The sequence below is a fragment of the Mesorhizobium sp. B1-1-1 genome (assembly GCF_006442955.1).
Taxonomy (GTDB): domain Bacteria; phylum Pseudomonadota; class Alphaproteobacteria; order Rhizobiales; family Rhizobiaceae; genus Mesorhizobium.
The window spans coordinates 323,852-349,422 of sequence record NZ_VFWW01000002.1 but is presented as its reverse complement, the minus strand read 5'-3'; the positions used below and the strand labels follow the sequence as shown (position 1 = coordinate 349,422).

26 protein-coding genes and 2 pseudogenes are annotated in these 25,571 nt (G+C 61.7%); 12 read left to right on the top strand and 16 right to left on the bottom strand.

The genetic code is table 11. From position 1 onward, the window contains the following. Positions 1-2 precede the first annotated feature (2 nt). Positions 3-779, bottom strand: a complete 777-nt coding sequence (folP, locus tag FJ986_RS04670; RefSeq protein WP_246671017.1) for a dihydropteroate synthase — start codon at positions 777-779, stop codon at positions 3-5. A 557-nt stretch (positions 780-1,336) separates the two neighbouring features. On the opposite strand from folP, the gene FJ986_RS04665 reads away from it, so the two are divergent. Next, positions 1,337-2,176 carry a hypothetical protein gene (locus tag FJ986_RS04665; protein WP_140515124.1) on the top strand — a complete coding sequence of 280 codons (840 nt, stop codon included), beginning with the start codon at positions 1,337-1,339 and terminating at the stop codon, positions 2,174-2,176. Positions 2,177-2,285: 109 nt separating this feature from the next. Here FJ986_RS04665 and FJ986_RS04660 read toward each other — a convergent pair whose 3' ends face one another. After that, entirely contained in the window at positions 2,286-2,909 is a 624-nt protein-coding gene (locus FJ986_RS04660; protein ID WP_224680293.1) for a GNAT family N-acetyltransferase, read from the bottom strand. Between the two features lie 61 nt (positions 2,910-2,970). After that, positions 2,971-3,867, bottom strand: coding sequence for a LysR family transcriptional regulator (locus FJ986_RS04655; protein ID WP_140560465.1), 897 nt, complete (start codon positions 3,865-3,867; stop codon positions 2,971-2,973). Between the two features lie 277 nt (positions 3,868-4,144). Here FJ986_RS04655 and FJ986_RS04650 point away from each other — a divergent pair, with 277 nt between their 5' ends. Both FJ986_RS04650 and FJ986_RS04645 read left to right on the top strand, forming a co-directional pair. Next, the gene (locus tag FJ986_RS04650; protein WP_140498268.1) at positions 4,145-4,879 is read left to right on the top strand and encodes an SDR family oxidoreductase; all 735 of its coding nucleotides are present in this window, start codon (positions 4,145-4,147) and stop codon (positions 4,877-4,879) included. Positions 4,880-4,965: 86 nt separating this feature from the next. Further along, a complete protein-coding gene (locus FJ986_RS04645) occupies positions 4,966-5,568 on the top strand; it encodes an NAD(P)-binding domain-containing protein (protein ID WP_140673525.1) in 603 nt (200 codons plus the stop codon). 415 nt (positions 5,569-5,983) lie between these two features. Here FJ986_RS04645 and FJ986_RS04640 read toward each other — a convergent pair whose 3' ends face one another. The 7 genes from FJ986_RS04640 to FJ986_RS04610 all read right to left on the bottom strand — a co-directional run bounded on the left by FJ986_RS04640 (position 5,984) and on the right by FJ986_RS04610 (position 11,208). After that, positions 5,984-6,649, bottom strand: coding sequence for a substrate-binding domain-containing protein (locus FJ986_RS04640; protein WP_140673523.1), 666 nt, complete (start codon positions 6,647-6,649; stop codon positions 5,984-5,986). Positions 6,650-6,699: 50 nt separating this feature from the next. Next, positions 6,700-7,047 (bottom strand): non-heme iron oxygenase ferredoxin subunit, encoded by a 348-nt coding sequence (locus FJ986_RS04635; protein ID WP_181167172.1) that lies wholly within the window; start codon positions 7,045-7,047, stop codon positions 6,700-6,702. A 356-nt stretch (positions 7,048-7,403) separates the two neighbouring features. Further along, positions 7,404-7,748 (bottom strand): hypothetical protein, encoded by a 345-nt coding sequence (locus FJ986_RS04630; RefSeq protein WP_140673521.1) that lies wholly within the window; start codon positions 7,746-7,748, stop codon positions 7,404-7,406. A 10-nt stretch (positions 7,749-7,758) separates the two neighbouring features. Continuing rightward, a complete protein-coding gene (locus tag FJ986_RS04625) occupies positions 7,759-8,868 on the bottom strand; it encodes an epoxide hydrolase family protein (protein ID WP_140623881.1) in 1,110 nt (369 codons plus the stop codon). Between the two features lie 46 nt (positions 8,869-8,914). After that, positions 8,915-9,535: an NAD(P)-binding domain-containing protein gene (locus FJ986_RS04620; RefSeq protein ID WP_140557388.1), complete on the bottom strand. Its 621-nt coding sequence runs from the start codon at positions 9,533-9,535 to the stop codon at positions 8,915-8,917. Between the two features lie 31 nt (positions 9,536-9,566). Continuing rightward, complete coding sequence (locus FJ986_RS04615) at positions 9,567-10,520, bottom strand: SDR family oxidoreductase (protein WP_140623883.1); 954 nt, start codon at positions 10,518-10,520, stop codon at positions 9,567-9,569. A 46-nt stretch (positions 10,521-10,566) separates the two neighbouring features. Continuing rightward, positions 10,567-11,208 carry an NADPH-dependent F420 reductase gene (locus FJ986_RS04610; protein WP_140623885.1) on the bottom strand — a complete coding sequence of 214 codons (642 nt, stop codon included), beginning with the start codon at positions 11,206-11,208 and terminating at the stop codon, positions 10,567-10,569. Positions 11,209-11,342: 134 nt separating this feature from the next. On the opposite strand from FJ986_RS04610, the gene FJ986_RS04605 reads away from it, so the two are divergent. Then, the gene (locus tag FJ986_RS04605) at positions 11,343-11,930 is read left to right on the top strand and encodes a TetR/AcrR family transcriptional regulator (RefSeq protein WP_140673519.1); all 588 of its coding nucleotides are present in this window, start codon (positions 11,343-11,345) and stop codon (positions 11,928-11,930) included. Positions 11,931-12,063: 133 nt separating this feature from the next. Here the strand turns inward: FJ986_RS04605 and FJ986_RS30705 are convergent. The 4 genes and pseudogenes from FJ986_RS30705 to FJ986_RS04585 all read right to left on the bottom strand — a co-directional run. Continuing rightward, a pseudogene (locus tag FJ986_RS30705) lies at positions 12,064-12,349 on the bottom strand (NADP oxidoreductase coenzyme); the annotation flags it as partial. Continuing rightward, positions 12,350-12,531, bottom strand: a pseudogene (locus tag FJ986_RS04595) (SDR family oxidoreductase); the annotation flags it as partial. A gap of 318 nt (positions 12,532-12,849) precedes the next feature. Continuing rightward, positions 12,850-13,305 carry a carboxymuconolactone decarboxylase family protein gene (locus tag FJ986_RS04590; protein WP_140498278.1) on the bottom strand — a complete coding sequence of 152 codons (456 nt, stop codon included), beginning with the start codon at positions 13,303-13,305 and terminating at the stop codon, positions 12,850-12,852. A gap of 13 nt (positions 13,306-13,318) precedes the next feature. Beyond that, positions 13,319-13,732, bottom strand: a complete 414-nt coding sequence (locus tag FJ986_RS04585; RefSeq protein ID WP_140557381.1) for a cupin domain-containing protein — start codon at positions 13,730-13,732, stop codon at positions 13,319-13,321. 85 nt (positions 13,733-13,817) lie between these two features. On the opposite strand from FJ986_RS04585, the gene FJ986_RS04580 reads away from it, so the two are divergent. Continuing rightward, positions 13,818-15,245 carry a PLP-dependent aminotransferase family protein gene (locus FJ986_RS04580; protein WP_140498280.1) on the top strand — a complete coding sequence of 476 codons (1,428 nt, stop codon included), beginning with the start codon at positions 13,818-13,820 and terminating at the stop codon, positions 15,243-15,245. Positions 15,246-15,267: 22 nt separating this feature from the next. Here FJ986_RS04580 and FJ986_RS04575 read toward each other — a convergent pair whose 3' ends face one another. Beyond that, positions 15,268-16,179 (bottom strand): LysR family transcriptional regulator, encoded by a 912-nt coding sequence (locus tag FJ986_RS04575; protein ID WP_140498281.1) that lies wholly within the window; start codon positions 16,177-16,179, stop codon positions 15,268-15,270. Between the two features lie 111 nt (positions 16,180-16,290). Between FJ986_RS04575 and FJ986_RS04570 the strand changes: the two genes are divergently transcribed. The 4 genes from FJ986_RS04570 (at position 16,291) to FJ986_RS04555 (ending at position 19,075) form a co-directional block, all read left to right on the top strand. Beyond that, entirely contained in the window at positions 16,291-17,466 is a 1,176-nt protein-coding gene (locus FJ986_RS04570; protein ID WP_140673517.1) for an alkene reductase, read from the top strand. A gap of 155 nt (positions 17,467-17,621) precedes the next feature. Then, positions 17,622-17,756 (top strand): hypothetical protein, encoded by a 135-nt coding sequence (locus FJ986_RS31045; RefSeq protein ID WP_281406975.1) that lies wholly within the window; start codon positions 17,622-17,624, stop codon positions 17,754-17,756. A gap of 174 nt (positions 17,757-17,930) precedes the next feature. After that, positions 17,931-18,143: a hypothetical protein gene (locus FJ986_RS04560; protein ID WP_181168590.1), complete on the top strand. Its 213-nt coding sequence runs from the start codon at positions 17,931-17,933 to the stop codon at positions 18,141-18,143. A 506-nt stretch (positions 18,144-18,649) separates the two neighbouring features. Next, positions 18,650-19,075, top strand: a complete 426-nt coding sequence (locus FJ986_RS04555; RefSeq protein WP_140673515.1) for a hypothetical protein — start codon at positions 18,650-18,652, stop codon at positions 19,073-19,075. 154 nt (positions 19,076-19,229) lie between these two features. Here the strand turns inward: FJ986_RS04555 and tssH are convergent, their stop codons facing one another. Further along, entirely contained in the window at positions 19,230-21,989 is a 2,760-nt protein-coding gene (gene tssH, locus FJ986_RS04550; protein ID WP_140673513.1) for a type VI secretion system ATPase TssH, read from the bottom strand. A 320-nt stretch (positions 21,990-22,309) separates the two neighbouring features. Between tssH and tssA the strand changes: the two genes are divergently transcribed. The 3 genes from tssA to tssC are packed head-to-tail and all read left to right on the top strand — an operon-like array spanning position 22,310 to position 25,536. Then, positions 22,310-23,482, top strand: coding sequence for a type VI secretion system protein TssA (gene tssA, locus FJ986_RS04545; RefSeq protein WP_140557377.1), 1,173 nt, complete (start codon positions 22,310-22,312; stop codon positions 23,480-23,482). A gap of 5 nt (positions 23,483-23,487) precedes the next feature. Next, positions 23,488-24,027: a type VI secretion system contractile sheath small subunit gene (tssB, locus tag FJ986_RS04540; protein WP_140498287.1), complete on the top strand. Its 540-nt coding sequence runs from the start codon at positions 23,488-23,490 to the stop codon at positions 24,025-24,027. Positions 24,028-24,030: 3 nt separating this feature from the next. Further along, the gene (gene tssC / locus FJ986_RS04535; protein WP_140498288.1) at positions 24,031-25,536 is read left to right on the top strand and encodes a type VI secretion system contractile sheath large subunit; all 1,506 of its coding nucleotides are present in this window, start codon (positions 24,031-24,033) and stop codon (positions 25,534-25,536) included. Positions 25,537-25,571: the final 35 nt, after the last annotated feature.

The following is a 25,571-nucleotide window of genomic DNA, read 5'->3' as shown; positions in this document are numbered from 1 at the left end:
TTTCATTCCGCCGTATTCTCGCGCTCGCGCACTGCGTCGGCGAAAGCCAGGGCATCGCGATTGATCCCGACATTGTGCACACGAAAAATCGAAGCACCCTTCAACCGCAGGATGACGCTGGTTGCAGCTGTGCCAACGTCCCGCCCTTCGTCGCTGTCGCCGACCAGGTGATGGGCAAGCCGCTTGCGCGAGGTGCCGACGAGCCATGGAAAACCAAGAGCGCGCAGTTCGCCGAAGCGAGCCATGAGTTCAAGGTTCTCCTCTCCGCTCTTGGCGAAAGCGAAGCCTGGGTCCAGCACGATGCAGTCGTCCGGAATGCCGGCGTTGCGAGCGATCTCCAGCGATCTGTTCAGAAACAGGAACTGGTCGGCGATTACATCGGCCAATTTTTCCCGGTCGCGCCCGGTGTGCATGATGACGAGGCCAGCGCCGGCTTCCGCTGCGACGTGCGCAATGTCGGGTTCGCGCTGCAGGCCGTGTACGTCGTTGACGATATGTGCACCCGCCGCGACCGCGAGACGCGCCGTCTCGGCCCGATAGGTGTCAACCGAAACGATGCAGTCGCCGTCCGACGACAGCGCCTCGATGATCGGGAGGATACGCGATTGTTCCTCAAGCGCCGAAACGCTGCCGGCGCCGGGCCTGGTGGACTCACCCCCGACATCAATGATCGCCGCGCCCTCGCCGATCATACGCCGTGCCTGTTCGAGTGCCCGCTCCGGCCGATCGAATTCTCCACCGTCGGAAAAACTGTCCGGCGTAACGTTCAAGATCCCCATCAGTAACGATCTCGCACCAAGATCGAGATACCGTCCATGAGCAAGTTGCCAACGGTTCATCGGGCGAGCGCGGCGAGCATCGACGCCACGCCTCCCTGGTGATCGCTCGGACATAGTCTGCCGGGTGCATTCTCGCGAGGGATGCTGAGCTCCATGCCACGCAATACCGCAGTTGGTGTCGTGGTCATCGTCATTGTGGAATTCGCGTCGTATTCGATCTTTCGGTCGCCCAGGCTATCATAACCCCACAGTGCGAGAAGCGAATGTTCGGGCGCCGCAGGGTGTGCGAGAGCCGCCGAGGAAGGAACCACGGAGACGGCAATGGCAATTTCGATTTTCGGCTGGTGTCGTCAGTTCGGGCCAGAGATTAACGGAGCCATCGCTGCATAGGCGTCTGCCTCAATGAGTATGGACGGATTCACTCATGCGCAATATGTATGAGGATTAAGCCTGCCGTGGCGCTCACATTTTTGCCCGCATCGCTAAGGCAAGTAATGCTCGTTCAATGACGCTGCTAACGCCGCCCGCCTAAGTGTCGATATCAGGGGATCTGGTCAATGACCGACAACAAGTCAGACGTTACCAAGGATTGGCAAGCGACGCAGGGCCAGAAGTCCTCCGCCACGCGTCTTCGTCTTTTCGCCGCACTCTCGTGGATCGTCGCCATTGGCGGCGAAATCTACGGGATTATGCTGCTTCGCCAGAACAAATTCGATCAGGCACACCTGCCGCTGATCATCGGCCTTCTGGTCGGCATCGCGATTTTCGCAATCGCCGGCAACTTGCTGTGGAAGGCGGCAAACAGGCATGATCCGGCCCGTGCATCCGACACGGCCAGGTTCTTCTTCCAAAACCAGCTCGGCGCAATCATCACGCTGATTGCCTTTCTCCCGCTGGTTTTCCTGATCCTCACCGACAAAAACATGGATCCGCGGACCAAGAAGGTTGCCGGCGGCGTCGGCGCTGCGCTGGCCGTGCTCGCGACGGTCATGGGGATCAGCTTCAAACCCCCGTCGGTCGAACAATACACCCAGGATATGAACGCATGCGCAGCCCAGATCAAGTCGGGGCAGCCCACCACCGCCTGTTCCCCCGACGTCGCCGCTCAGGCGCAGGCGATCGCGACGGACACCGCGGCGGTGGCGGCGGCGACGCGAGACGCGAGCCACCCCGCAGGTCAGGACGTCGTCTACTGGATCGCGCCCGAAAACGGAGCCGCGAAGTCCACCGAGCCGCATGTTTTCCACCTCTGCGCAGGCGTGAGTCCGCTGAAGGACAAGACCGTGAATAGTGGCTCCGTGACGGAAGCCTACGCACAGAACGCCGTCCGCATCACGAAGCAGATCGATATGGAACAGAAGCAGTGCGGGTTCACTGCCACAACCAGCACCAACTGAACCTGGCTGCGCTCGATCGCGTCCAGCCGTTGGTCTTGTCGAGAGAGGCGCGCAAGCGCAGGTCAGTATCGACTCGCCGGAGCAACGCTATTTGCCATGGCTCAGAGCCCTAGCAGTCCGGCATGGCGTTGCTTGCCAACAGTGACGGCCCGATGTCTCGGTCGAGCGTAAAGCGCTCGCAACGCTCGCCGTCGGACTCGTCGATGAAGCTTTCGACATGTTTGAATCCAAGCTTCGCAAATATCCGCACCGAGGCAAAATTGCGCGCCGCCGCTTCGCCCGTCACCCGTTCAAGCGCCAGAGTTTCGAAAGCGTAGCGGAGAACTTCGCGCGCCGCCTCGCTGCCCAGTCCGTGCCCCCAATGCGCACGCGCGAGCACAAATCCCAATGCGGCTGCCTTGGCGTCGGTTGCGCCGAAGGACAGGGTTATTGTCCCGATCGCTTCCGAAACTCCTACTTGATCTATGGACCACTGGATCGCCGTACCGTCAGCGAAACGCTGACGCGAACGGGCGAACCATCGCTCGCCCGCGCTTATGTCGTCGGGAACAGGATCGCCGGCAAGAGAGGCGGATTCGACATCCGTCGCGCGCGCAAACCATGCCGGGATATCCCGTTTTCTCGGCGCCCGAAGCACGAGCCTTGGTGTCGTGAGCTTGGGAAATCGCACAGTTTCCATCGAAGCATTTTCCACCTGAGGCGGCGCCAATGATAGCCGGAAAGCGGCGATCATAAGCAGCCGGCAAGCCCCCCCGGAAAGCCGTCGGCAAGGCAGGCCGTCAACCCGCCAGGCGTCAGTCGCGCGATATGGAAAGTCCCGCGAGAAGCGGAGCGTACGCGGCGAGCCTGCGGGATACGAATTCCGTGAAGAGCCGCACGCGCTTCGTCTTGCGTGTCTCCCCCTGCGTGAGAAGCCAGAGCGTTCCGTACATGTGCAGGTCGGTACCCGGCACCCTCACCAGCAGGGGGTCGGCATCTCCGACGAAGCACGGCAGTGTCGTGATCCCGAGCCCTTGCCGTACCGCAACGATCTGTGCCTCGGCGTCCGTGGTCCTGAATGGAACCTCCGTGGTGCGAACCTCGCCCTCGCGAGCCCAGTCCGGAATTCCATGAATGCTTATGACGATCCACCGGACGGGATCGGGCGCGCCCGCATGCCAGGCGGCAAGTCGATCGCGGGACATATAGACGCCGCCGAACAACTCTGGCCCCTTCAGGCCGTGAAGATTGAGCGGCAGGGTTTTGCGGTCATAGACGACGCGGATCGCCACGTCGGCCTCTCGGTTGGTCAGATTTGCCAGCTCCCCGGACGACAAGACGTCCATCTCGATGTCCGGATGCAGACGCGCGAACTCGGCGAAATCAGGCATGAGCAGGTGTGTCGCAAGGGTCGGAGCCAATGTCACCCGCAGAAGCCCGCGCACGCTCTGGTCGCGCCCGAAGACGCGTGTCTCCAACTGGTGCGACGACGCTTCCATCTGGTTCGCGAGCTCGAGCACCTCCTCGCCCGCAGCCGTCAGGCGGTAGCCCGAAGGCAGCTTTTCGAACATTTGCGCCCCGAGGCGTTCCTCGAGCTGTGCAACGCGTCGTAGCACGGTCGAGTGGTTCACACTGAGGCGCTCGCCGGCAGCCCGCACCGAGCCTCCGCGCGCCACGGCCAGAAAATAGCGAACATCATCCCAGTCGATCATGGCGCGATCCCGCACCGCGCGGTGCGCTTTCCAAAGCCCGTATCCAACGCAGTCGTACAGCAGTGTGGGCGGTTATCATAGCTTATGTCGACGAGCGCGGCCCAATTCCGAACGACGGACACCAATTCGTCGCGGCTGGCGGCAGTCGTCCGACCGGATCGATTTTGCACCACCGATGTGCGCACTTCCGCACTCAAAGCCTGACCCCTGCAGACTTATTTCCAGGCTCTCGGGGTTCTTCCCGAACGATCAAAGGCAGAGCCTGGAAGGAAAAGTCATGGGAAAGCTAAACGGGAAGGTTGCAGTCATCACCGGCGGCGCTACCGGCATCGGCCGCGCCGCGGCAAAGCGCTTCATCGAGGAGGGCGCCTTCGTCTTCATCTTCGGCCGCCGGCAGGAAACGCTCGACGCGGCTCTGGCCGAGCTCGGGCCCAATGCCCGCGCGGTGACGGGCTCGGTCTCGGATGAGGCCGACCTCGACCGACTCTACGCGACGGTGAAGGCCGAGCGCGGAACCCTCGACATCGTCTTCGCCAATGCCGGGGCGGGAAGCCAGCTTGCGCTCGGCGAGATCACCGCCGAGCACATCGACGAAACCTTCGACACCAATGTGAAGGGTACGATCTTCACTGTCCAGAAGGCGCTGCCGCTGATGGGCCAGGGCGGTTCGATAATCCTGACCGGATCGAGCGCCGGCACCACGGGCGCCCCGGCAATGAGCGCCTACAGCGCGAGCAAGGCGGCAGTGCGCAACCTCGCGCGGACCTGGGCGGAGGACCTGAAGGGCACCGGCATCCGGGTCAACGTGCTATCGCCCGGGGCGACCGCGACCGAACTCGCGAAGGAAGCGCTGGGCGAGGAGGGCCAGAAGGTCTTCGCCGCGATGACGCCGCTCCAGCGAATGGCCGATCCGGCGGAGATCGGGGCCGTCGCCGCCTTTCTCGCGTCGTCGGACAGCAGCTTCATGACCGCCAGCGAGGTCGCCGTCGACGGCGGCCTTGCGCAACTCTGAGGCGCCACGCCCGGCCGGCACTCCATTCAATTAACCAGCGCCGTTGAGGGCCGGGAATCGACATCAACACGGATCGGAGAAGTATTATGAGCTATGCAATTGTAGGATTCGGCAAGATAGGCCAGGCGCTCGCCCAGGCCTTCGCCCGTAAGAACATCAAGGTGGCCGTCGCGAGCCGCCGGCCGCCCGAGGCATTGGCGCCGCAGGCTCGGGCGATTGGACCCACGGTCATTGCCAAGTCGCTGCGGGATGCGCTCGAGGCCGACACAATCATCTTGGCGGTCCCGTTCTGGGAGCATCGCGAGGTCGCGAAAGCCCTGCCGAACTGGGAAGGCAAGACGGTCATCGACGCGATGAACACTTTTGGAGTTCTCCCCGAAGAGCTGGACGGTCTGCCGTCCTCCGCCTTCGTCGCGAAGGCGTTCACCGGCGCCAAGCTCGTCAAAGGGTTCAATCACCTGGCTGCGGCCACCCTGGCTGCCGATACGATCGTCGAGGGCGGCCACCGGGTCGTCTTTCTGTCTGGTGACGACGAGGACGCGACCGCCGCCGTGGCGGCCTTGGCCAAACAACTCGGGTTCGCACCCGTCAAGCTGGGAAAGCTCGACGAGGGTGGCGCGCTTGTGCACGCACGCGGCCGCACCTGGGGCCACCTCATCTTCCAGGATTTGTTCAAGAAGGAGCAGTAGTCAATCTACAACCGCGTGATCAACGCCGAGACCTGGTCGCGCGCTAACTTCTTCGAGCAGCGCGCGACCGAATATTTGAAGACCACAAGGTCGCGAAGGCTGGGGTGGGCCTAACGGCGTATAGGCGCCGTTCGAAGAGCGGGGAGCGGTCAAGCCTGCGCCATGCGGCGGCCGCAATTGGTCGTAGAGCTTTGGGCTGCGGACTGACCGATTGCGCCGGCAGCAATGCCATGCGGCGGCGCAAAAAGGCACTTGGTTGCTGGGCAACGCCCTAAAAGGGCGGAAGTACCGCGGTCACTCTAATGATCCCTGACCAGCTGCATGAAAGCCTCTATCGGACGTAGCGTTTGGCGAACCTTCAGACACGCCGCGAAGGATTGCGTGAACGGCTTGTGATCCGAGATCGAAAGCGCCGTCAAACGATCGTCCGGAAGGTACTCGGTCCTGGAAACAATACCGGCGCCAAGGCGGCTATGGCACGGTCCACGGGCGGGCCCATCGGCGCTTCACGGTTCGGCCACAGCACGATGCCATCATATTGCTTGGCGATCCACGTATCGATCACCTGGCCCATCTTGTTGTCGTCGAACTCGGCGTCGATCACCTCCAGTTCGATATTCGGATGGCGCTTGGCTTCCCAGGCGGCGGTGTCGGCGAGGCTGATCAGCCAGGGATGATTGAAGCCATGGACGACCAGGCCGATGCGATATTTCTTGCTGGCGTCGAGCACCGGACCTTCAGGCAACGGCAGATAATCCGTGAAAGGCGCCTTGATCTGCAGCTTGCTGTAAGGGCCGACGAAGCTGGCGCCCATGCCCGGCTTCCAGACGAATCCGCCGGCGAGGTCGCCGACCGGATAGACGTTGAGATAGTCCCGGAAACCGTCCTTTTCGAACAGCGCACTGACGTCGGCATTCGATATGCCCGCCTTGGCTTCGTCGGAGTATTTCTTGATCAGGCCATTGAGAACGGCGTGGACGGAGTCTTCGGCGAAGGCCGGAACTGTCGTCAGCGGTGCAGCAGCGAGAACGGAAAGCGCCGCGGCTGTCTTCAGCAGATGGCGACGTGATAATTTCAGCATTTTAGGTCTCCTCCATATTTGCTTTCAGCCCGGGATATATCCCGACAAGTTCAAGTCACTCCTCCTTCCACCAGGATGTGGACGTAGCCGTCCGACACCTTGGTTTCGTAGGTCTTCAGCCGCTCGGTAACGGGCGGTGAAAGCGGTGTGCCGGTGGGGATGTGGAACAGTCCCTGATGCAAAGGACACTCCACCGTCTGGCCGTCGATATAGCCTTCCGAAAGGAAGGCGTGGGCGTGCGTGCAAATGCCTGAAGTGGCGTAGAACTTGCCGGCAAGATTAAAGATGGCGATACATACCCCCTGGTGCTCGATGCGCGTCGCATCGTCGACAGGAAGACTGTCGGCACGGACCGCCTGGATCCACTGCCTGCTTTCTGGATTAGTCTGCGCGTCCATGCGCCTCCCCATATCCGTTTGTTTCGTTTATTTTCGTTCTCTTTCCTTCGCTCGCAAATTCATTGTGGGAATAGAGATATCGATGAACCCCATGCCGAGTGATCGACCACAGGCAAGCAATCGCCGAAAATACGGCTGCATGGCAGCCGGACGCGGCGATATGTCAGGCACGGAGATCTATCGGAGGGTTCGAACCGGTCGTGCCCGAGACAATGCGCGAAGCGCCAATCTGGTGATCAGAAACAATGCCCTCACGTCCATCGCGATGCGAACGGCCGGAGGGGCCTGCAATTCGTGCACGGAACGCTCCAAAGGAGCCGGAAACGCGAACTTGGAAGCGGGCTGCCAAGGCAGCATCAAGCCGGCAATTGGCGACGATAGTGACTTGCTAGCTCGCTTCGAGATGGAAAAATCGTCTGGGGCAGATGTACCAAAACACTGATCCCGTATGCCGAAGATCGTGGACCGTGAATGGCTCTAGCGGTAACCTTCCTTCTTCGCCCGAACGTTTCCTCGGAGATGGAGTCAGCGGGAAGCGTCATCAGAAACGTCCGTAGTCGATCACGCTGCTCTGGCTGCGCGAGCTTGCGATCGAGATATTCCACCCGCTGTTCTTCGAGCTTGGCCAGCCTCGCCTGCTCGGCACGCCGCTGGCGGGCAATCTCCACGATCCGTGCCCGCTCGTGGGTGAAGCGGAACACGCTTGTTCGTTCAGATCGCGGCGAGCGCGATCTTTCGCAAATCGTCGGCGTAGAGTTCCGGCGTTTCCCAGGCCGGAAAATGCCCGCCACGCGGAAAGACGGTGTAACTCTGCACATTGTAGAGCCGCTCGGCCCGCTCGCGCGGCGCGAGCGCCAGATCATGTGGCCACATCGCGACGGCGGTGGGGACATGCACGAAGTCATCTGCCCGCAGCGGCGGCCGCAGCCGGGCGGCATCGTAATAGTAGCGGACAGACGACCCGATCGTGTTGGTCATCCAGTAGATCATCAGGGTGTCAATCAAGGCTTCGAGGGGCCAGACAGAGAAGACGTCGCCATCGCAGTCCGTCCAGGCCCGGAATTTCTCGACAATCCACGAGGCTAGGCCAACAGGACTGTCGGCAAGCCCAAAGGCGAGAGTTTGTGGCCTCGAGCTCTGGATCGCCTGATAGCCCCCTTCCTCCCGGCTCCACAGTTGGAGGCGCTCGTCATAGTCGATCTCGGCCTTCGACAGGGGCGATGCATCTTCTGGAATCGGCTTCGGCGCGACCGCCGAGACATGGAGAGCCAGCAAACGCGCCGGATGCCGAAGCGCCATTCGCGTGGCAAGGCCGGAGCCGATGTCAGTCCCAGCCACGACGAACCGCCCATAGCCCAGCATCGTCATTAGCTTCGGATAAAGGTCGCTGGGCTCCGCCTCGTAGGGCCGGGTTGGCCTGTCCGAGTAGCCGAAGCCGGGCATGGTGGGGATCACGACATCGAATGCCGGCGTTCCCTGGGTAAGCAGCGGTGCTATACGCTGAAACTCCACGAAGCTTGACGGCCAGCCGTTCATCAGCAGTAGCGGGATCGATCCCCTTTGGCCGCTGCGAAAATGCAGAAAGTGTATGCCATGGCCGTCGACCGTCGTCCGGAAATGGGGAAGCTGGTTAAGCCGGTCTCGTCGCTGCGCCCAGTCATAGCCGTCACGCCAGAAATCGATGAACTGGTTGAGGACGCCGCGCTCGGTTCCCATGGTCCAGTCGTCAGTTACCGCGTCGGCCCAACGCGTCCGTGCGAGGCGGCTACGAAGGTCAGCGGCCTGGTCCGCATCATAGGGAATCTGGAAGGGAGTGATCATGATCGATTCCTTGGCTGTAGTGCAGCGGAGGGCTGATGTCGGTGGTTCAGCCGATATCGACGTTCATGGCGAAGTCCCAGGTGCCGGCGCCGTTTTTGGCGAGGCCAATCATCATCAAACCGAGCGCCTCCAACGTCTGGGCCATGTGCAAGCCGCCCACGTCGAGCGGACGCAGCCCGAGACTTTCGAGAAACGTCGAGACGCGCGCTTTCGCCTCCGCATCGTCGGCTGCGATGAACGCGTCGAGGCGTCCGCCCTTCGCAAGCACGTGACCAAAGATCGTGTTGAATGCCTTCACAACATGCGCGCCGGCGGGGAGGCCCTTTGCGGTCTCCTGCGCGCCGGAACTGCCGTGGGGCGTGACGAGGCCCGAGAGGTCGGGGGCAACCGGGTTGGCGATGTCGACGATCACCTTGCCATCGAGCGCTTTCCCAAAGTCGGCTACCGCCGCCGCGGCACCGCTGTACGGCACGGCGAGGATGACGATGTCGCCCGCGGGGGCGGCGCCGTATGTCCCGGTGGTCGCTCCGACTCCAAGTTGGTCGACGAGCACCCGCGCCTTGGCGGGGTCGCGGCTGACAACCTCGACGGTATGTCCGGCCTTGGCGGCACGGCCCGCGATCGCGGCGGCCATGGCTCCTGAGCCGATGATGCTGATAGTGCTCATGTGTTGTCTCCTTGTGAGTTGGGTGGACGGATCACGGGATCGCGATACGATCCGCCGGGAAGTAATGGCCGTTGTCGAGGTCCTCGAGCAGGCCCGGCTGAGCTGGCTCCCAGCCGAGCGTCTGGCGGGTGATGGCGTTGGACGCCGGAAGGTCCAGCGTGACCAAGTTCGCGAGAAAGCCGAAGAAGCCCGGCAACATCAGTACGTCCGCAGGGATGGGCACAGCAGGCATGCCCATACGGCTGCCAATGGCCTCAGCGATCTCGCGGAACCGGATGCCCTCGCCCTCAATCCCGTGCCAATATTTGCCAGCCGGCCCCTTCTCCAGCGCCAGGCGGAACAGGGAGGCCAGGTCGCGGGCATGCACAGCCGGCCAGAGGTTCGCGCCGTCTCCGGGGTAACCGATTACGCCCTTCTCCTTCGCGAGACCGATCAGCAGCTGGAGGAAGCCGGCATCGGTCGTGCTGTGCGCGATGGGAGGAATTCGGACGACCGAAGACCGCACGCCCCGTCCCGCTAAGCCGATCACGGCGAGTTCCACGGCGTTGCGAACCCGCAGGGTGCCCTTGTATGCTTCGCCGCCGGGAAGAGCCGGATCTTCCTCGGTGGCTGGCCGGCCCAGGCCTTCCCACCCCGGCGAGCCGATGCTCCCTGAGACGACGAGCGGCTTTCCGGTCCCCGCCAGCGCCTCGCCGTAGGCGAGCATGATCTGGAGCTCCGCGGCTGCCACGGCGTCGATCCCGCCGGAGGGCAGCAGGTCTTGCCGGTGCGCGACGTGGATGACGCCGTCGGACTCCGCCGCCGCGACCTTGAGCCCATCGAGGTCGGTGATATCCCCGCGACGTACCTTGGCGCCGAGTGCCGATACCGCAGTCGCGGACGTGTCCGACCGGGCCAGGCCAATGACCTCATGTCCGGCCGCGATGAGCTCGGGGATGACATACGAACCGATATGGCCGGTCCCGCCGGTAACGAAAACGCGCATGCTGCTGCTCCTTGGGTAATGTGATGCGAGACGTGGTGCCGCGGGCTCAGCCGAGGAGGCTGACGCGGATTGAGAAGTTGGTGTGTTTGACGGAGTGGGTCATGAGGCCCAGCCACAGCATGCAGGCGTGCTCCAGCGTTCGGGCCATAATCAGCCGCCCGGTATCCATCGGACGTAGTCCGAGGCTGTCGATGAACGCCGAGACGCGCGCCTTCGCTTGAGAGTCGTCCCCGGCGATGAACACGTCCAATGGATGGCCCCCGATTGGACCGGCAGCCAAGACCCGGGCGTTCTGGGTGTTGAACGCCTTGACGATAGTGGCATTGGCAGGAGCAACCTTGGCGATCTCCTGCGCGCCGAAACTGTCTTCAGGAGTCAAGAAACCCGTGAAGTCGGATTTGATGGGGTTGGTGATGTCGACAATGAGCTTGCCTGCCAGCTTTTCGCCGTACTGCTTCACCACGTCGAGAACGGCCGAATAGGGAACCGCCAGGATGACAATGTCCCCGACCGGAGCGGCGCCAAACGTTCCGGTCGTCGCGCCGGCTCCGACCTGCTCGGCCAGCGCCCGCGACTTGGCACTGTCGCGGCTCATCACCTCGACGGTGTGTCCGGCCTTGGCGGCAAGGTCGCCGATCGCTGCGGTCATACCGCCTGACCCGATGATGCTGATAGTGCTCATGTTCATTTTCCTTGCGGGGCGGGCAGCGCCTTTGTTGCCATTTGTGCAGACGCACTCTATTTAGTGGTTCACCGATCCGCTTAGTAACCGGATCATCGATCCACATATACGGATCACTGATCCACTTATCAAGGCATCTCATGCGAGCCGACGCAAAAAAAAATTACCGCCATATCCTCGCGGTCGCGCGTGACGTCGTCGCCGAGCACGGTATCAATGCATCCATGCGCGATATCGCCCGTCGGGCCGAGGTCGGGTTAGCCACGCTGCTTCGTCATTTCCCGACGCGAGAAGCCCTGTTCGAGGCGCTGCTGTGTACGAATCTGGACGCACTGACTCAGAGGGCAGATGAACTCGAAACCTCGGATTCGCCTGACGAAGCGCTCATCTCCTGGTTCCAGGAGTGGTTGGCGTTCGCCCAAAGCTATAGGGGCGTCGTCGCCATGATGGCCGCCGCCCACACGAATCCGAACTCCGCTCTTTACGCTTCATGCGCAGCGGTGCACTCGGCGAGCGCGCGACTGCTGCTCCGCGCACAGGCCGAAGGCGCGGCGCGGCCCGACATGAATGGGGATGACCTGTTCGCCCTGATGACGGCGCTCGGCTGGGCGGTCGACCAACCCTCATTCGCGCCGCGGGCCGATCATCTCTTTCGCATCATTACGGGCGCCATCCTGGCGAACCCGTCGACCGGATCGGCTTCTGCTGCGGTCGACCGTCAAAACTAAGTATTCATCATACTGCTGACGAGAGGCGGAGCACTTCATCGTTTGCTTCCAAGCATCACCTCGGCCGCACGCATCGGATAGTGCTCGATCCGATGCGTGCATCGTGTCCCTGCCGGTGGGGACGTCATGTTCATCATTTGACCAGGTCCTTGAAGACCAGCCGGCCCCAGTTGTTCCTGCGCGCCTGCACGAGCAGTCGCCTTCGGAAAGCCCGCCTAGCTTTATCGGCGCAAAGCCGAGATTTTCCGCGAGCGTACCAATCTGCGCCGCGGCGTCTTCATCATCGCTCGCCAGGAATATGACTCTCCTGCCGCCCTTTACGGCCGGATCCTGGTCAAGGATGGCAGCGATCAAATGATTGAAACCCTTGACCAGTTTGCACCTGAGAAGGCCTGCTCAATGAACTTGGAAGACGGCTGTCAGAGTTGGGCTAGGCCGCCGTCGACCGCTACCTCGCTGTCATGAAGCTGCTGTCCGATGAGGCGAGGAAGGGTGCCGCCGCCCCGAGCTCTGCCGGATCGCCCATGCGCTGAAACGCAGTCATTGAGCCGTAAGCCTTCAAGCCGTCCTCTCCGAGCGCTTCGGTCGCGAGTTCGGTCGCGATGCAAGCGGGAATAGCTGCAAAGTCCAAGCTGAAACGTGAGTGTACCGCTTCTCAGGCCGCATACGGAACGGCCGGTTTCGGAATCGCCGTGCACACTCCTGACCGACGACAATGGGGCTGCCGGCTTGCGAGTTGAGCCGCCTCTCCTTAGGGCCGCCATCTGTCAGGTTACGATCACCAGAAGGCGCAAGCGAACAGAGTGATTGAAAAGGAACTCGATTTGCTGTCGCGAACGAACTCGGTCGCCTCGCGCGCCAATTTGCTGTCCGGGATCTTGATCCTGGAAATCACGTTACCATTCATTATTCTGCTCCATCAATTCTCGAGAACGGCCTGGGGCGTATTCCGAAAGCTGATGGCCATTCGGTTGTAGCTGTTCATCAGGCTGATCGCGATCGTCAGGTCGACGAGCTGCTTTTCATCGAAGACGGCACGCACGGCTTCATAGGCGGCGTCCGGAACCCCGGTCTGTGCAACATTGGTCACGCTCTCGGCCCAGCGAAGCGCGGCGCGCTCTCTCTCGCTGAACAGGCTGCCGCCTTCCTGCCAGGCTTGCACCAGCGCGATCTTCTCGATCTTCACGCCCTTCTTGACGAGGTCACGCGTGTGCATGTCAAGGCAATAGGCGCAGTTGTTGATCTGGGAGACCCGCAGATAGACGAGCTCGACCAGTTCGGCAGGCAAGCCGCTCTGGAGAACATAGCCGTAGACGGTGCCGAGTGCCTTGGCGCCGCTCGGGGCGATCTGGTTGTAGTCGAGCCTCTTGGCCATCGTTCCGATCCGTTCAATTGAGGGGAGTAGTGAGGGCCTTGTCGTCGGAATCGACGACGAAGACCGCGAGCAGCTTCGCTGGCCTGGTCTTGCTGGCGTTGCGGCTGACCGAATGGGTTGCGTTGGGCAGCTCCGACCAACTCTCGCCCGCTTTGTAGATGCGGGTCTCGCCATCGTTCACCTTGGACTCGATCTCGCCCGAGACGACATAGGCGAAGATAAAGGCGGACCTGGCATGCCGGTGCGGCTGCGAAGCGGCGCCCGGCGCATAATCGACCTCGACGACGACCATCGATTTGCCGGGGATGTTGGGGATCACCTGCTCGAACTTCGGCGTGACCGTCTCCGATTGGTCGTCGCGCGCCCAGGCCGGCCCGACGATGGCAATCGCGGCGCAGGCGGCGGTGAAAATGGCACGAATTCGCATTGGCATCTCCTTGCCCGTCTAGATGCCGGCGAATCGGGCCAGGAAAAAGCACCAAGAACGCAAAAAAATCGTGTACTGAGGCTTCATGAGCAAGCCGCTGGACCTGGATTTGGATCGCGCCGCCAAGACTTCCCTTGCGGAGCAAATTCGCAAGGGCGTGGCCGTCGCAATCGAGGAAGGCGCGCTGGAACCAGGCGCACGGTTGCCCTCATGGCAGGACCTGGCAGCACAGCTGGGCGTCGCGCGCGGCACCGTCCGGACCGCCTATGAGAAGCTCGCGGCCGCCCAGTTGATCGAGGCAACGCCAGCTGAGGGAACGCGCGTCGCACAGCGCCCCCGCACCGTCGCGAAATCCGAGCCGGTGCCGGATGAAGGCTCCTTCATGCGGATTTATCAGGAGATGACGCAGGGTCCCCGGATCTTCCAGATGGGCATCCCCGCAAGCGATATCTTCCCCGCCACCTTGTTCGCGCGGATACGCGCGCACGCCATCCGCGCCGAAGCCGCTGCCGCCGCCCTCTACCCCGATCCTCGCGGCGAACTCGAGTTGAGGCGGGAAATCGCTGGCTACCTCGCCGTAGCACGGGGCATCATCTGTCTGCCGTCGCAGGTCATTATCACTGGAGGTTTCGGTGCGGGGCTCGGCCTGGCGCTATCCGTTCTGAAGCTGGCGGGGGAGACCGCCTGGATCGAGGAGCCCAGTTTCCCATGGACCCGAAAGGGGCTCGAACTCGCCGGTTTGTCTCTCGCTCCGGTCCCGGTCGATTGCAACGGCATCGATCTCGATGACGCACTGTGCCAGCATCCGACCGCGAAGCTTGCCCTGGTCACACCGGGTCAACATGCGCCGCTCGGCTCGACCTTGTCGCTCGAGCGGCGCCTGCGCCTGCTCGAATGGGCAGCTTCGACCCAGGCCTGGGTGATCGAAGACGATTATCTGAGCGAGCTTCAGCTGACCGGCAGGGCCGCGCCGGCGCTCGCGTCGCTCGACCGCGACGGGCGCGTCATTCACATCGGGTCCTTCAGCAAGACAATCAGCCCGACCCTTCGGCTGGGTTTCGCGATCGTGCCGGCCAGCCTCGTATGCGCTTTCGCTGAAGTCGCGGCGTGCTTAGCGCCCGCCCCGGGACCGGCAGTGCAGCTCGCGACCGCCGAATTCATGCGGGAGGGCCACTATATTCGCCATCTCCGCCGCACGAAGCGGGCCTATGTCGCAAGGCGCGCGACGTTGCTCGAGCAGCTTTGGGCGAATGTGAATGCCGACCAGATTGCAACGCCGGGCCTGGCCGTGCTGCTGAAGCTGCCGAGGGAAATATCGGACATTGCCGTGGCGCGCGAGGTTTCGGCCTTCGGGATGTCGCCCGCACCGCTCTCCGCGTGGTATGCGTCGCCCGCCACTGCCGAATCCGGCCTCTTGCTCGGGGTCGCCACCACGCCGGGCAAGAACCTGGCAAAATCCTGTGATCGGCTCTTCGAGGCGATTAGGCGGATCGACGGCGGACAGCCGATTTGAGACTGCTCCAAGTAAGACGTTGCTAGGCAGCGACACTCGTTGAAACAAGCGACCACTGAACGAGGCCGTCTATGGTAACGCGAATCTTCGCCGGCAGCGCCTTTGTCTGCGGCCACAGGACGCTGATCGGCAGTTCGCCGCCTGACAGGCCCTCCAGGACAATCTGAAGGGCCCCGTCTTGAAGATCGCCTTCCACCATCCATGACGGAAGTTGCGTCAGACCGTGTCCTGCCTTAGCGGCCATTAGCACCGTCTCGAAATCCTGCAGTTCATGCTTGACGGGGACGGCCTGCCGCGCTGTCGAGCCGTCGGGTTGCTTCATCAGCCAGGCGATGCGGTTGCCTTGCCGTCGTCCGACGATGCAATCGTGTCCGGCAAGATCGCTCCAGGATCGCGGAACGCCCCGCCGTGCGAGATAGCCAGGTGCTCCGACTATCACCGTCTGCTGGACCCCAATCTGTCGCGCGACGAGGTCGGTCGAATCCTCAAGATTGCCGATACGCACGGCGAGGTCGATGTTTTCGCCGATCAGGTCGACCCGCCGGTCGGTGAAGCTGACATTGAGGTTCAGCGCCGGATAGCGTTTCGCAACCCCTAACAGTACGGGCATGACGTGCAGTCGACCGAACGCCGTCGGGAGATCGATGCGGACTTCGCCGCCAGGCGTGTCCCGCGCGAGCGCGAGGGCGCTCTCGCCACGCTCAAGTTCGTCGAGTGCCGCGACGCAGTGCTCCAGCCAGGCCTCTCCGGCAGGCGTCAAGGTCAGGCGGCGAGTCGTCCGGTGGAGCAGCTTGGAGCCCAAGCGCGCCTCCAGACGCGACACCGCCCGGCCGATCGCGGACTTGGCCATGCCCATTTCCGCCGCAACCGCGGTGAAACTACCGAGCCGAATAACGGCTACGAATTCGGCGATGCCATCGAAACGCGAGTTCATCCGCCTATTGTAGCTTCAGACGCAATAGTGAGTCCACCAGGCCGGCACTAATCTGCTGAGGAGTATCCCTTTATATCGTCTGGAGCTTTAATTCTCCACAGGAGCCGCCCCATGCCCTCTCTATTCGATTCCTTCGATCTAGGTCCCGTCCACCTCACGAGCCGCATCGTCATGCCGCCGATGACGCGCACCCGCACCTCCAAGGGTGCTCTTCCGACAGATGGCGACCTCCCGAACGAACTGACCGTCAAATATTACGGTCAGCGAGCTAGCGCCGGCCTGATCATCTCCGAAGTCAACGACGTGGATCAGTCCAGCCACGGCTACGCGCGGATTCCCGGGATTCACTCCGAAGCCCAGAAGCAGGCCTGGCGCCCGGTGACCGAAGAGGTTCATCGTCAGGGCGGCACCATCTTCATGCAGCTGTGGCATGTCGGCCGACTGGCGCATTCCTCGCTTCTGCCGAACGGCCAGGCGCCAGTGGGCGTGACCGCGGAACAGGCCGTCGGCTCAGAGGTGTTCGCCCATGGCCCGGACGGCCGGTTGCGCTTCATGGCGGCAGAGACGCCGAGGCCGCTCAGCACCGAGGAAGTGACGGCCATGGTGGGAACCTTCGCCAAAGCCGCCGCCAATGCGCGGGAGGTCGGGTTTGACGGCATCGAGATCCATGCCGCCAACGGCTATCTGATCGAGCAGTTCATGAACTCGGTGCTCAACACCCGTACCGACCGCTACGGCGGCGGCAGCATGGAAGATCGTGCGCGCTTCCTGATGGAAGTCGTCGACGCGGTCGTGGCGGAATTCGGCGCGGGACGCGTGGGGGGTCGCCTCTCACCGTTCGGCAAATATGGTTCAATGCCCGCTGATCCGCTCGTCGAGGAGACGTTCCTGTACATCGTCGAGCAGCTCGGGCGCCGTGGCGTGGCCTATGTCCATCTGCTCTACGAACTGCTGCCCGACGGCAACATGGAATCGGCCACATTCGAGGCGCGCCATCTCGACCACGACATGCTCGCCAAGGCGCGAGCGTCGTTCCCCGGCGCGTTCATCTGGTGCGGCGGCTTCAATGACGTCGAGCGCGCCCAGGCAGCGCTCGATACCGGGCTGGTGGACCTGATTGCCTTCGGCAGGCCGTATATCGCGAACCCGGATCTCGTCGAGCGTCTTCGGAGCGGCTGGCCATTGGCCGTAGCGGACCGGTCCGTCTATTACACCCGCAATGGCGAGGTGGGGTACACGGACTTCCCCACCTATTCGAAGAATGGCGCCGCAAGCAGGGCCGCCTGACACGACGATAGGCCGAGCAGGAGTCCGGCGCAGCGCCACGCACTCCTGCCGGTCGAGACGACCTCCATAGGTTCCGGCGGAGTCGCCCTGTGCCCGCGCAGATCCTGGATCTGGGTGCGCCTGACCGCCCTTCTTTCACGACAGGTAGAGACATCATGACAAAGCGAACATTTCTCGTCACCGGCGCCAGCAAGGGCATCGGCCGCGCGCTCTCGGCGCGGTCGCCGCCGACGGTCATCACGTTGTCGGCATCGCTCGTGGCGATGATCCAGCGGACGAGCTTGGCGTGATGGCCATCGCGAAATGGAAGAGTAGCCCGCCTCGAGGCCATTGGCAGGAGGCGGCGTGAGGATTAAATATTCGCTTGTGATAATATAAAAATGACGTAACGTAATGTCCGGCATCTTGAGGATGCGCAACCGTGGCGGAGTACGATGAGAGTTGCTATATTTTGCGCGGCTATCATGATCGCTGCGACTGGTGGCACCATTGCCAAGGAAAAGAAAGTGGTGGTCGGTGATGCTGCGGCCCTGTGCTCTACGAAGCATTCGACCAAGAAGCAGGTGAGAGATCTGGACTGCGGTTTGACTGGCACGGCCAAAATGCCGGATGGAGCAACCCCGGAAAAGCCGCGCCTCGGATACGACACCGATCCGTGGATGGTCATTGGCTTTTAAAGCTGGCTGCAGATAGCCGCCAACTTGCGGCGTGGCCGATGGTCGCCAGGTACTTGGAATGACACTCGTATCAAATTCCAGCACGACCAAACGAATTACCGCAATCCACCAGCAATCCCCAATTGCCGTGAGCCCATCGGGCGCTTGGCGAATTGGGACGTGGTTTCGGCACGACTACCTGCCGACGAAGTAGCTATCTGCGTGCCGATTGTCGCTGATTATCTATGGAACTTTTTACTTTTGTTTTCAGTATGTTGCGTCGCAGATTGACGTATTTTCGGCGGCGTTTGAGTGGGGTCAGTAATGATCGGGTGGTGGGCCGAACTCGACAATCCTGCCACGATGCATGACAGAGAACCGCTCGCCAAAATGGGCGACGACGGCAACATGGCATGGTGCACCGGCTGCATACGATCTGAGGCGTCACGTTTGCACTCACAAAAAGCTCCATCTCGGCCCTGCGATATTCATGGATGAGGCGTACGTGTGATGGTTGTGGTAAGGGAATGACGCTTCTTTTCATGGAGATTGCGATGAGGGAGAGAACGATTGAAAGCGGCCTCAGCCCGCAAATGCAGGAGGCCATTCCGATAATTCGACGCGTTTTCAGACAACATGCGCCGAGGCGGCTTGAGCTTGAGCTTACTGCTGGAAAAGAGTGGTATAATCATTCCCGCTGGTCCCTGCATCATTCCGGCAATGCGGTTGATATTAGGACGAAAAAGCTGGCGGATCGCGGGACCGGTATGTTGTCAATCCTTTTAGGATACTTTTTGCAGCAGGAACTTAACTCTGAACTTGGCAAGGCCAAGTATTTAGTCCTGGTGAACGATCAAGGGCCTATGTTTCCGCATATTCACGTTCAGTATAATCCAGGGGCCAGAATGAGCACACCTGGGGACTATGACGGCAAGCGACGGCGAGAGGTCTAGCCGCCCAAAGGAACTCATTTGCGTGCTTGGTTGCCTTTTGCACGCTAGCGCGGACAAAAGCCTCGCCGCGCTCTTGCGCCATGCCGTGGAAGGCATCCTTCAATCCACCGCGGGATGCAAAAGCCGTTTGATGCGCCGGTACCATCCGCCCAAATTACTCGAAGAAATAAGTAAAGCCCCCGTCGGAGGCTCCGACGGTCACCTTCGTCATCTTTTCACCGTCAAGCGACCGGTTGAGCACGCCGCGGCTTAATTCCGGCAGAAGCGTGTTGGTTAAGATGGCATCGATCATCCGCCCGCCGGATTCGATTTCCGTGCAGCGTGCCCTGACCAGATCGATGACGCCGTCGCCGATCACCAGTTCCGCGCCACTGGTTGCACGCAGCCGGCGAGCGATCCTGGCGAACTGATGACGGGTGATCGCCTCGATCATCGAATCCGACAGCGGGTAGTAAGGAATGGTTACCACCCGTCCAAGAAACGCCGCCGGAAAAACCTTCAGCAACGGCCGGCGCAAGGCCGTATCCAGATCTTCGAGGCCGGTCCGAACCGTGCCGTTCCTCGTCCGGTCCATGATGACTTCGGAGCCGACGTTCGAGGTGAGCAGGATCAATGTGTTCTTGAAATCGATGCGCCGCCCTTCGCTGTCGTCCATCATGCCCTTGTCGAAAACCTGGAAGAAGATTTCGTGGACGTCCGGATGCGCCTTCTCGACCTCGTCGAGCAGGATCACCGAATAGGGTTTGCGCCGAACCGCCTCTGTCAGGATGCCACCCTTGCCGTAGCCGACATAGCCGGGGGGCGCTCCCTTTAAAGTCGAGACAGTATGCGCCTCCTGAAACTCCGACATGTTGATCGAGATCAGGTTCTGTTCGCCACCATAAAGCGTCTCCGCCAAGGCCAGCGCGGTTTCGGTCTTGCCGACGCCGGAGGGGCCACAAAGCAGGAACACCCCCACCGGCTTTTCCGGCGCGCCGAGCCCGGCGCGGCTGGTCTGCACACGCTTGGCGATCATCTCCATGGCATGCTCTTGGCCAACCACGCGCTCGCACAGAGTGGCCGCGAGCCGGAGGGCTTTTTCGGTCTGGCTCGACAGCATGCGCCCCGTGGGGATGCCGGTCCAGTCCTGGACCACCGCGGCCACGGCATTTCGATCAACCGAGGGCAGGATCAGCGGCGCCTCGCCTTGCGCCTCGGCCAGTTCAGCCATGCGTTCGCGCAACCGGGTAAGATCGGCGACCGGATCAGGTGGAAGTCCATCGGCAACAGCCGTTTTCACTTTGGGATGGGATGCCTTGTCCTTGGGCGTTTGGATCTCAGGCAACTCAGACTCAGAGGCGTTGGCATCCGCTGGCGTTTCCATCGCATCGAGCGGCATACCGTCGCCGCGCAGCCGGGCACGCAATTCGAGTATCTCGGCAACTAAAACTCTTTCGCGGTCCCAACGTTGTTGCGCGGCAGCCAGCGCGACCCCTGTTTCGGCAAGTCCGGTGTCGACCCGTGCCTGCCGTTCGGTCACCTCGATCCCGATCGCCGCCTCACGATCGATGATGCCGTGCTCGACCTCCAGCGCCTGGCGCCGCCGTATGATATCCTCGAGCTCGGCCGGCGTGGCATGCTGCGAGATTGCGACCCGGGCGCAAGCGGTGTCGAGAAGGCTTACCGCCTTGTCGGGTAGTTGCCGCGCCGGGATATAGCGGTGTGACAGGCCCACTGCCGCCTCGATCGCCTCATCCAGTATCTGCACCCGGTGGTGCTGCTCGAGAACTCCGGCCACCCCGCGCAACATGAGAACGGCCACAGCTTCGGAAGGCTCGTCGATCTTTACCACCTGAAACCGACGGGTCAGCGCCGGGTCTTTTTCTATGTGCTGCTTGTATTCAGCCCAGGTCGTTGCCGCGACGGTACGCAGTTCACCGCGTGCCAGCGCCGGCTTCAGGAGATTGGCCGCGTCGCCGGTTCCAGCAGGGCCGCCTGCGCCGATCAAGGTGTGAGCTTCATCGATAAAAAGGATAACCGGTGTTTCGGACGACTGCACCTCGTCGATTACAGCCTTAAGCCGTTTTTCGAACTCGCCCTTTACGCTTGCCCCGGCCTGCATCAAACCGACATCGAGCATGCGCACGCTGACGCCCTGTAGCATCGGTGGTACATCGCCCTGGGCAATACGCAAGGCGAAGCCCTCGACGACCGCGGTCTTGCCTACCCCGGCTTCGCCCGTCAGGATCGGGTTGTTCTGCCGCCGCCGCATCAGGACATCAACGATCTGCCTGATCTCGGGGTCGCGGCCGACGACGGGATCGATCTTGCCGTCGCGGGCGCGCTGGGTCAGGTCGGTGGCGTATTTCGCCAGCGCCGAATCCCCACCCGGAGCCCGCCGTGGCATCTCCGTTGCGGAGACCGTGGTCGAGGTGCCAGCTTCGAGTGAGCCCTCCATGACATCGGCGAACCGCGCGATCACCGCGTCGGCGTCGATCTCGTCGAATGCGCCGCTGATCTTCGACAGCAGGCCTTCTAGGACCGGGGTCTTCAGGCAAGCGAGCAGAATATGCGCGCTGCGGACTTCCTCGACGCTGAACTCAAGCGTCGCCAAGTTCCAGGCCTCCTGGATGGCATGAAAGATGTGGTCGGAAAATTCCTCGATCGATGTGGCGCCGTATGGCAGCTTGTCCACGGCGCGGGTCATATCGGCCGTGAGCCGGCTGGCATCCACTCCCGCATCGGCGATGATCATTTGCACGTCCGAGCGATCGGAAAGCACCAGTTGCTCGATGAAGTGGACGAGTTCGACGTAAGGGTTGCCGCGCAGCTTGGCGGTGTCCGCGGCTGCCTTGAAGGCGCGCACGCCGACAGGATTGAGCTTGCCGACCAGTTCCTTACGCTTGAAGCTCTGTGACGACCGGCGCTGTTCCATCGAACCTGCTCCTGCAATCTGCCAGTCGACAACCTGCCACATAAGCCGTCGCTTGACAAAGCGCCTGATGGACGGCGTCGCCAAGGCCGTTCGCGGGGCCGTCAGCCTTTGGAACCCGAACCACTGGCGGCAGAAGAATTCGCGCATCCGTGTGGTGTATTTTGCCGACTGGGTTCGGCAGTCTCGCCAAGCCATCCCATAGCGAACACGCGGTGGTCAGCTTTCGTTAGCTTTTAAGCAGCGGCTTTAATTGGCGTACGGCACATCAGTGTGGTAACCTTGGGTCAGGTGCCGTTGAGGGCCGGTCGCTGGGGGTCTGTGTGATTGATGTCGCACTTTGGCTTACTCCGCTCGACGGTGAAAATCCGTCAGGGGAGGATTTGCGCAACGACCCGGCCTTTCATGAGCTGGAGCGACTGACGGAACAGCAGAAGAAAGTCGAGTTCCAAGGCAGCAAAAACACTGAAGTCGACGTTCCGATAGACTGGCCTACCGTGCTTACCAGGGCTGAAGAGCTGCGGTCTCACGGCCGTGACCTGCGCCTTCTCGTCATTGTTACGCGTGGACTGGCCAACGAGCATCGGTTGGCCGGCCTGGCTGCCGGCCTGACCCTCATCGCGCAAACTGTCGATCAGCATTGGACGACCATGCATCCGGCCCTGCGGTCCGGTGCCACGCCGCGCGAAGCAGCCTTGCGCCGCATCAATGCGCTTACCGACCTTCAGAACGGCCAGGACGGTCTACTCAAAGATTTGCGGAAAATGACATTCTTTGCGCCGCGCGCCATTGGGCCGATCCTGGGCGCGGATCTGGAGAAGGGTTCGCTTGACGAGCGGGTCATGCTGCAGGAGGCTGCTTCGGGACTGAATGCGGCCGAGAAGGCGAAGCTGGCAAGCGAGCACAGCCAACTGGTGAACCGGGTGCGCAGCGCATGCGCGGCGCTGATTGATCAGGCCGGGCCAGAAATGACGTTGCTCATAGCCGACGCCCGCGCCGCGATCGCCGCTCTCGAGAGCGTCGAAGCCGCCTTTAACTCCCGCCTCGAAGGCGCTGGCGCCACGCTTCCCGAGTTAAAGCGGTTTCTGCAGCGTCTGCTGACGACCCTCGAACGAAACGCGACCGGTGCCACTGCCGCGAACGGCCTCGCAAAGCCGGTCGCGACGCCAGCAGAACCGGCAGCACGTGTTCGCAACGGCGATGGAGCCGATACGATGGCAAGCGTGGCAAGCTACGCAGAATCCGGCGACAGCGGCCTGCCCGACCGGATCTCCTCGCGCGACGATGTCGTCAAATGCCTCGATCTCGTCGTCGCCTTCTATGACAGCACCGAACCGTCCAGCCCGATCCCGCACCTGGCGCGGCGCGTGCGCCGAATGGTGCATATGGATTTCGTTGAACTGATGGAAGATCTCGCCCCGTCGGGACTGAAGGAATTTCGGCTTCTTGCCGGCGTTCCCGATGTCAAGAAGACGGCACAGAAAGATGAAAGGTAAGACACATGCCAGCCGAAAGCAAAGCCAAGGTCATCGAACGAAATCGCGCGCCACGGGTGCAGATCGCCTATGACGTGGAAACCTACGGCAGCCCGACGACGATCGAACTGCCGTTTGTCATGGGCGTGATGGCCGACCTTTCCGGTGCTTCGCAAACCAAGGAAGCGTCAAAGTCGGTTCTGGACCGCTCCTTCGTCGAGACCGACGCGAACCGCTTCCCCAAGTTCATGGAGGCGCTCGGACCCCGCGTCAAAGCGCGGGTGAAGAACACGCTGCCGCAGGCCGAAGGCCAAGAGCGCGACGAGGAACTGGCGCTCGATCTCACCTTCACCAAAATGGGCGATTTCGCCCCCGACAAGATCGCCGAGCAGGTTCCGCAACTGGCCGAGATCCTCAAGATGCGTCGTCAGCTCGAGGAATTGCTGGGCTTCATGGATGGCCGCGTAGACGCCGAAAAGCGTATCGCGCAGTTGCTGAACAACGAGCCACTTCTTGGCAAGATCGCCAGCCAGGCGCTGACTGACGACGACAAGGCGGGAGAATAAACCATGGCCGAACAGCAAAAGACCGCCACCCTCGCCGCCGAGGCCGAAGCCATAGACCTTGGAGAATTCAGTGGACTCCTCGAAAAGGATTTCAAGGTCAAGAAAGACGACAGCGAGAAGCTGCAGCAACTCGTGCGCAATCTCGCGCTCGCAGCGCAGTCCCGTTCCGACACCACAACCATCTCGTCCAATGCCATCAAGTCGATCAAGTCGCTGATCGCCGGTATCGACAAGATGCTGACGGCTCAGGTCAACGAGATCCTGCACGCGCCGGAAGTGCGCGAAATGGAAGGCACATGGCGCGGCCTGTGGTACCTCGTCAACAACACCGAGACCGACCAGAAGCTTAAAATCCGGGTGATGAACATCTCCAAGGAGCAGCTGGCCGACACGCTCGAAGACTACGAAGGCCAGATGTGGGATCAGAGTCCGATCTTCAAGAAAGTCTACACAGACGAATATTCGATGCTTGGCGGCGAGCCGATCGGCTGCGTGATCGGCGCCTACGAATTTTCCAACCACCCGCGCGACGTCGGTCTGCTACGCAACATCTCCGGCATCTGCGCTTCTGCGCATACGCCTTTTATCGCGGCCGCCTCGCCTCGACTGTTTCGTATGGATAGCTGGCAGGAATTGCCGAACCCTCAGGATCTGCAGCAGATCGTTTCCAACCCGGCCTATGCCTCCTGGCAGTCGCTGCGCGAAAGCGAGGATGCTCGCTACATTGGGCTGACCATGCCCCGCGTCCTGGCCCGGCTGCCATATGGCACGGACACCGTTCCGGTGAAGGGCTTCACCTTCGAGGAAGAGGTGCAGGGCGATCACAACAAGTATGTCTGGATGAACGCCGCCTTCCCGATGGGCGTCAACATCAACCGCAGCCACAAGCTGTTTGGCTGGGGTACCCAGATCCGCGGCGTCGAGAACGGCGGAACGGTGCTTAATTTGCCGGTGCACAGCTTCCCGACCGATGATGGGTCGATAGCGATGAAATGCCCCACGGAAGTCGCCATTGATGACCGGCGTGAGGCGGAACTCGCCAAGCTTGGCCTGATGCCGATCCTGCACCGGAAGAACACGGATCTTGCGGCTTTCATCGGTGCCCATTCGTTACAGGACGACGAAACGCGCGCCGGCCGACTGGTGGACCCCGATGCGCAGTCTAATGAGCGGCTGAGCGCCAACTTGCCCTACTTGTTCCCGGTTTCGCGCTTTGCGCACTATCTCAAAGCCATAGCGCGAGACAAGGTCGGGTCGTTTAAGGAACGCTCCGACATGCAGATCTGGTTGACCGAGTGGATCAACCGCTACGTGCTGGCCAACCCGGCCTTTGCCGACGACAAGGCGCGCGCCAAGCGCCCGCTCGCCGCCGCCGAGGTCCAAGTGGACAGCGTGGAGGGGCGGCCGGGCTACTACAACGCCCGCTTCTATCTGCGCCCGCATTACCAGCTGGAGGGCATCAATGCCTCGCTTCGACTGGTGTCGGAACTGCCGTCCGTTAAGACTTGATTGCAGCAACAACAATCTTTTTTTTGACAATGGTG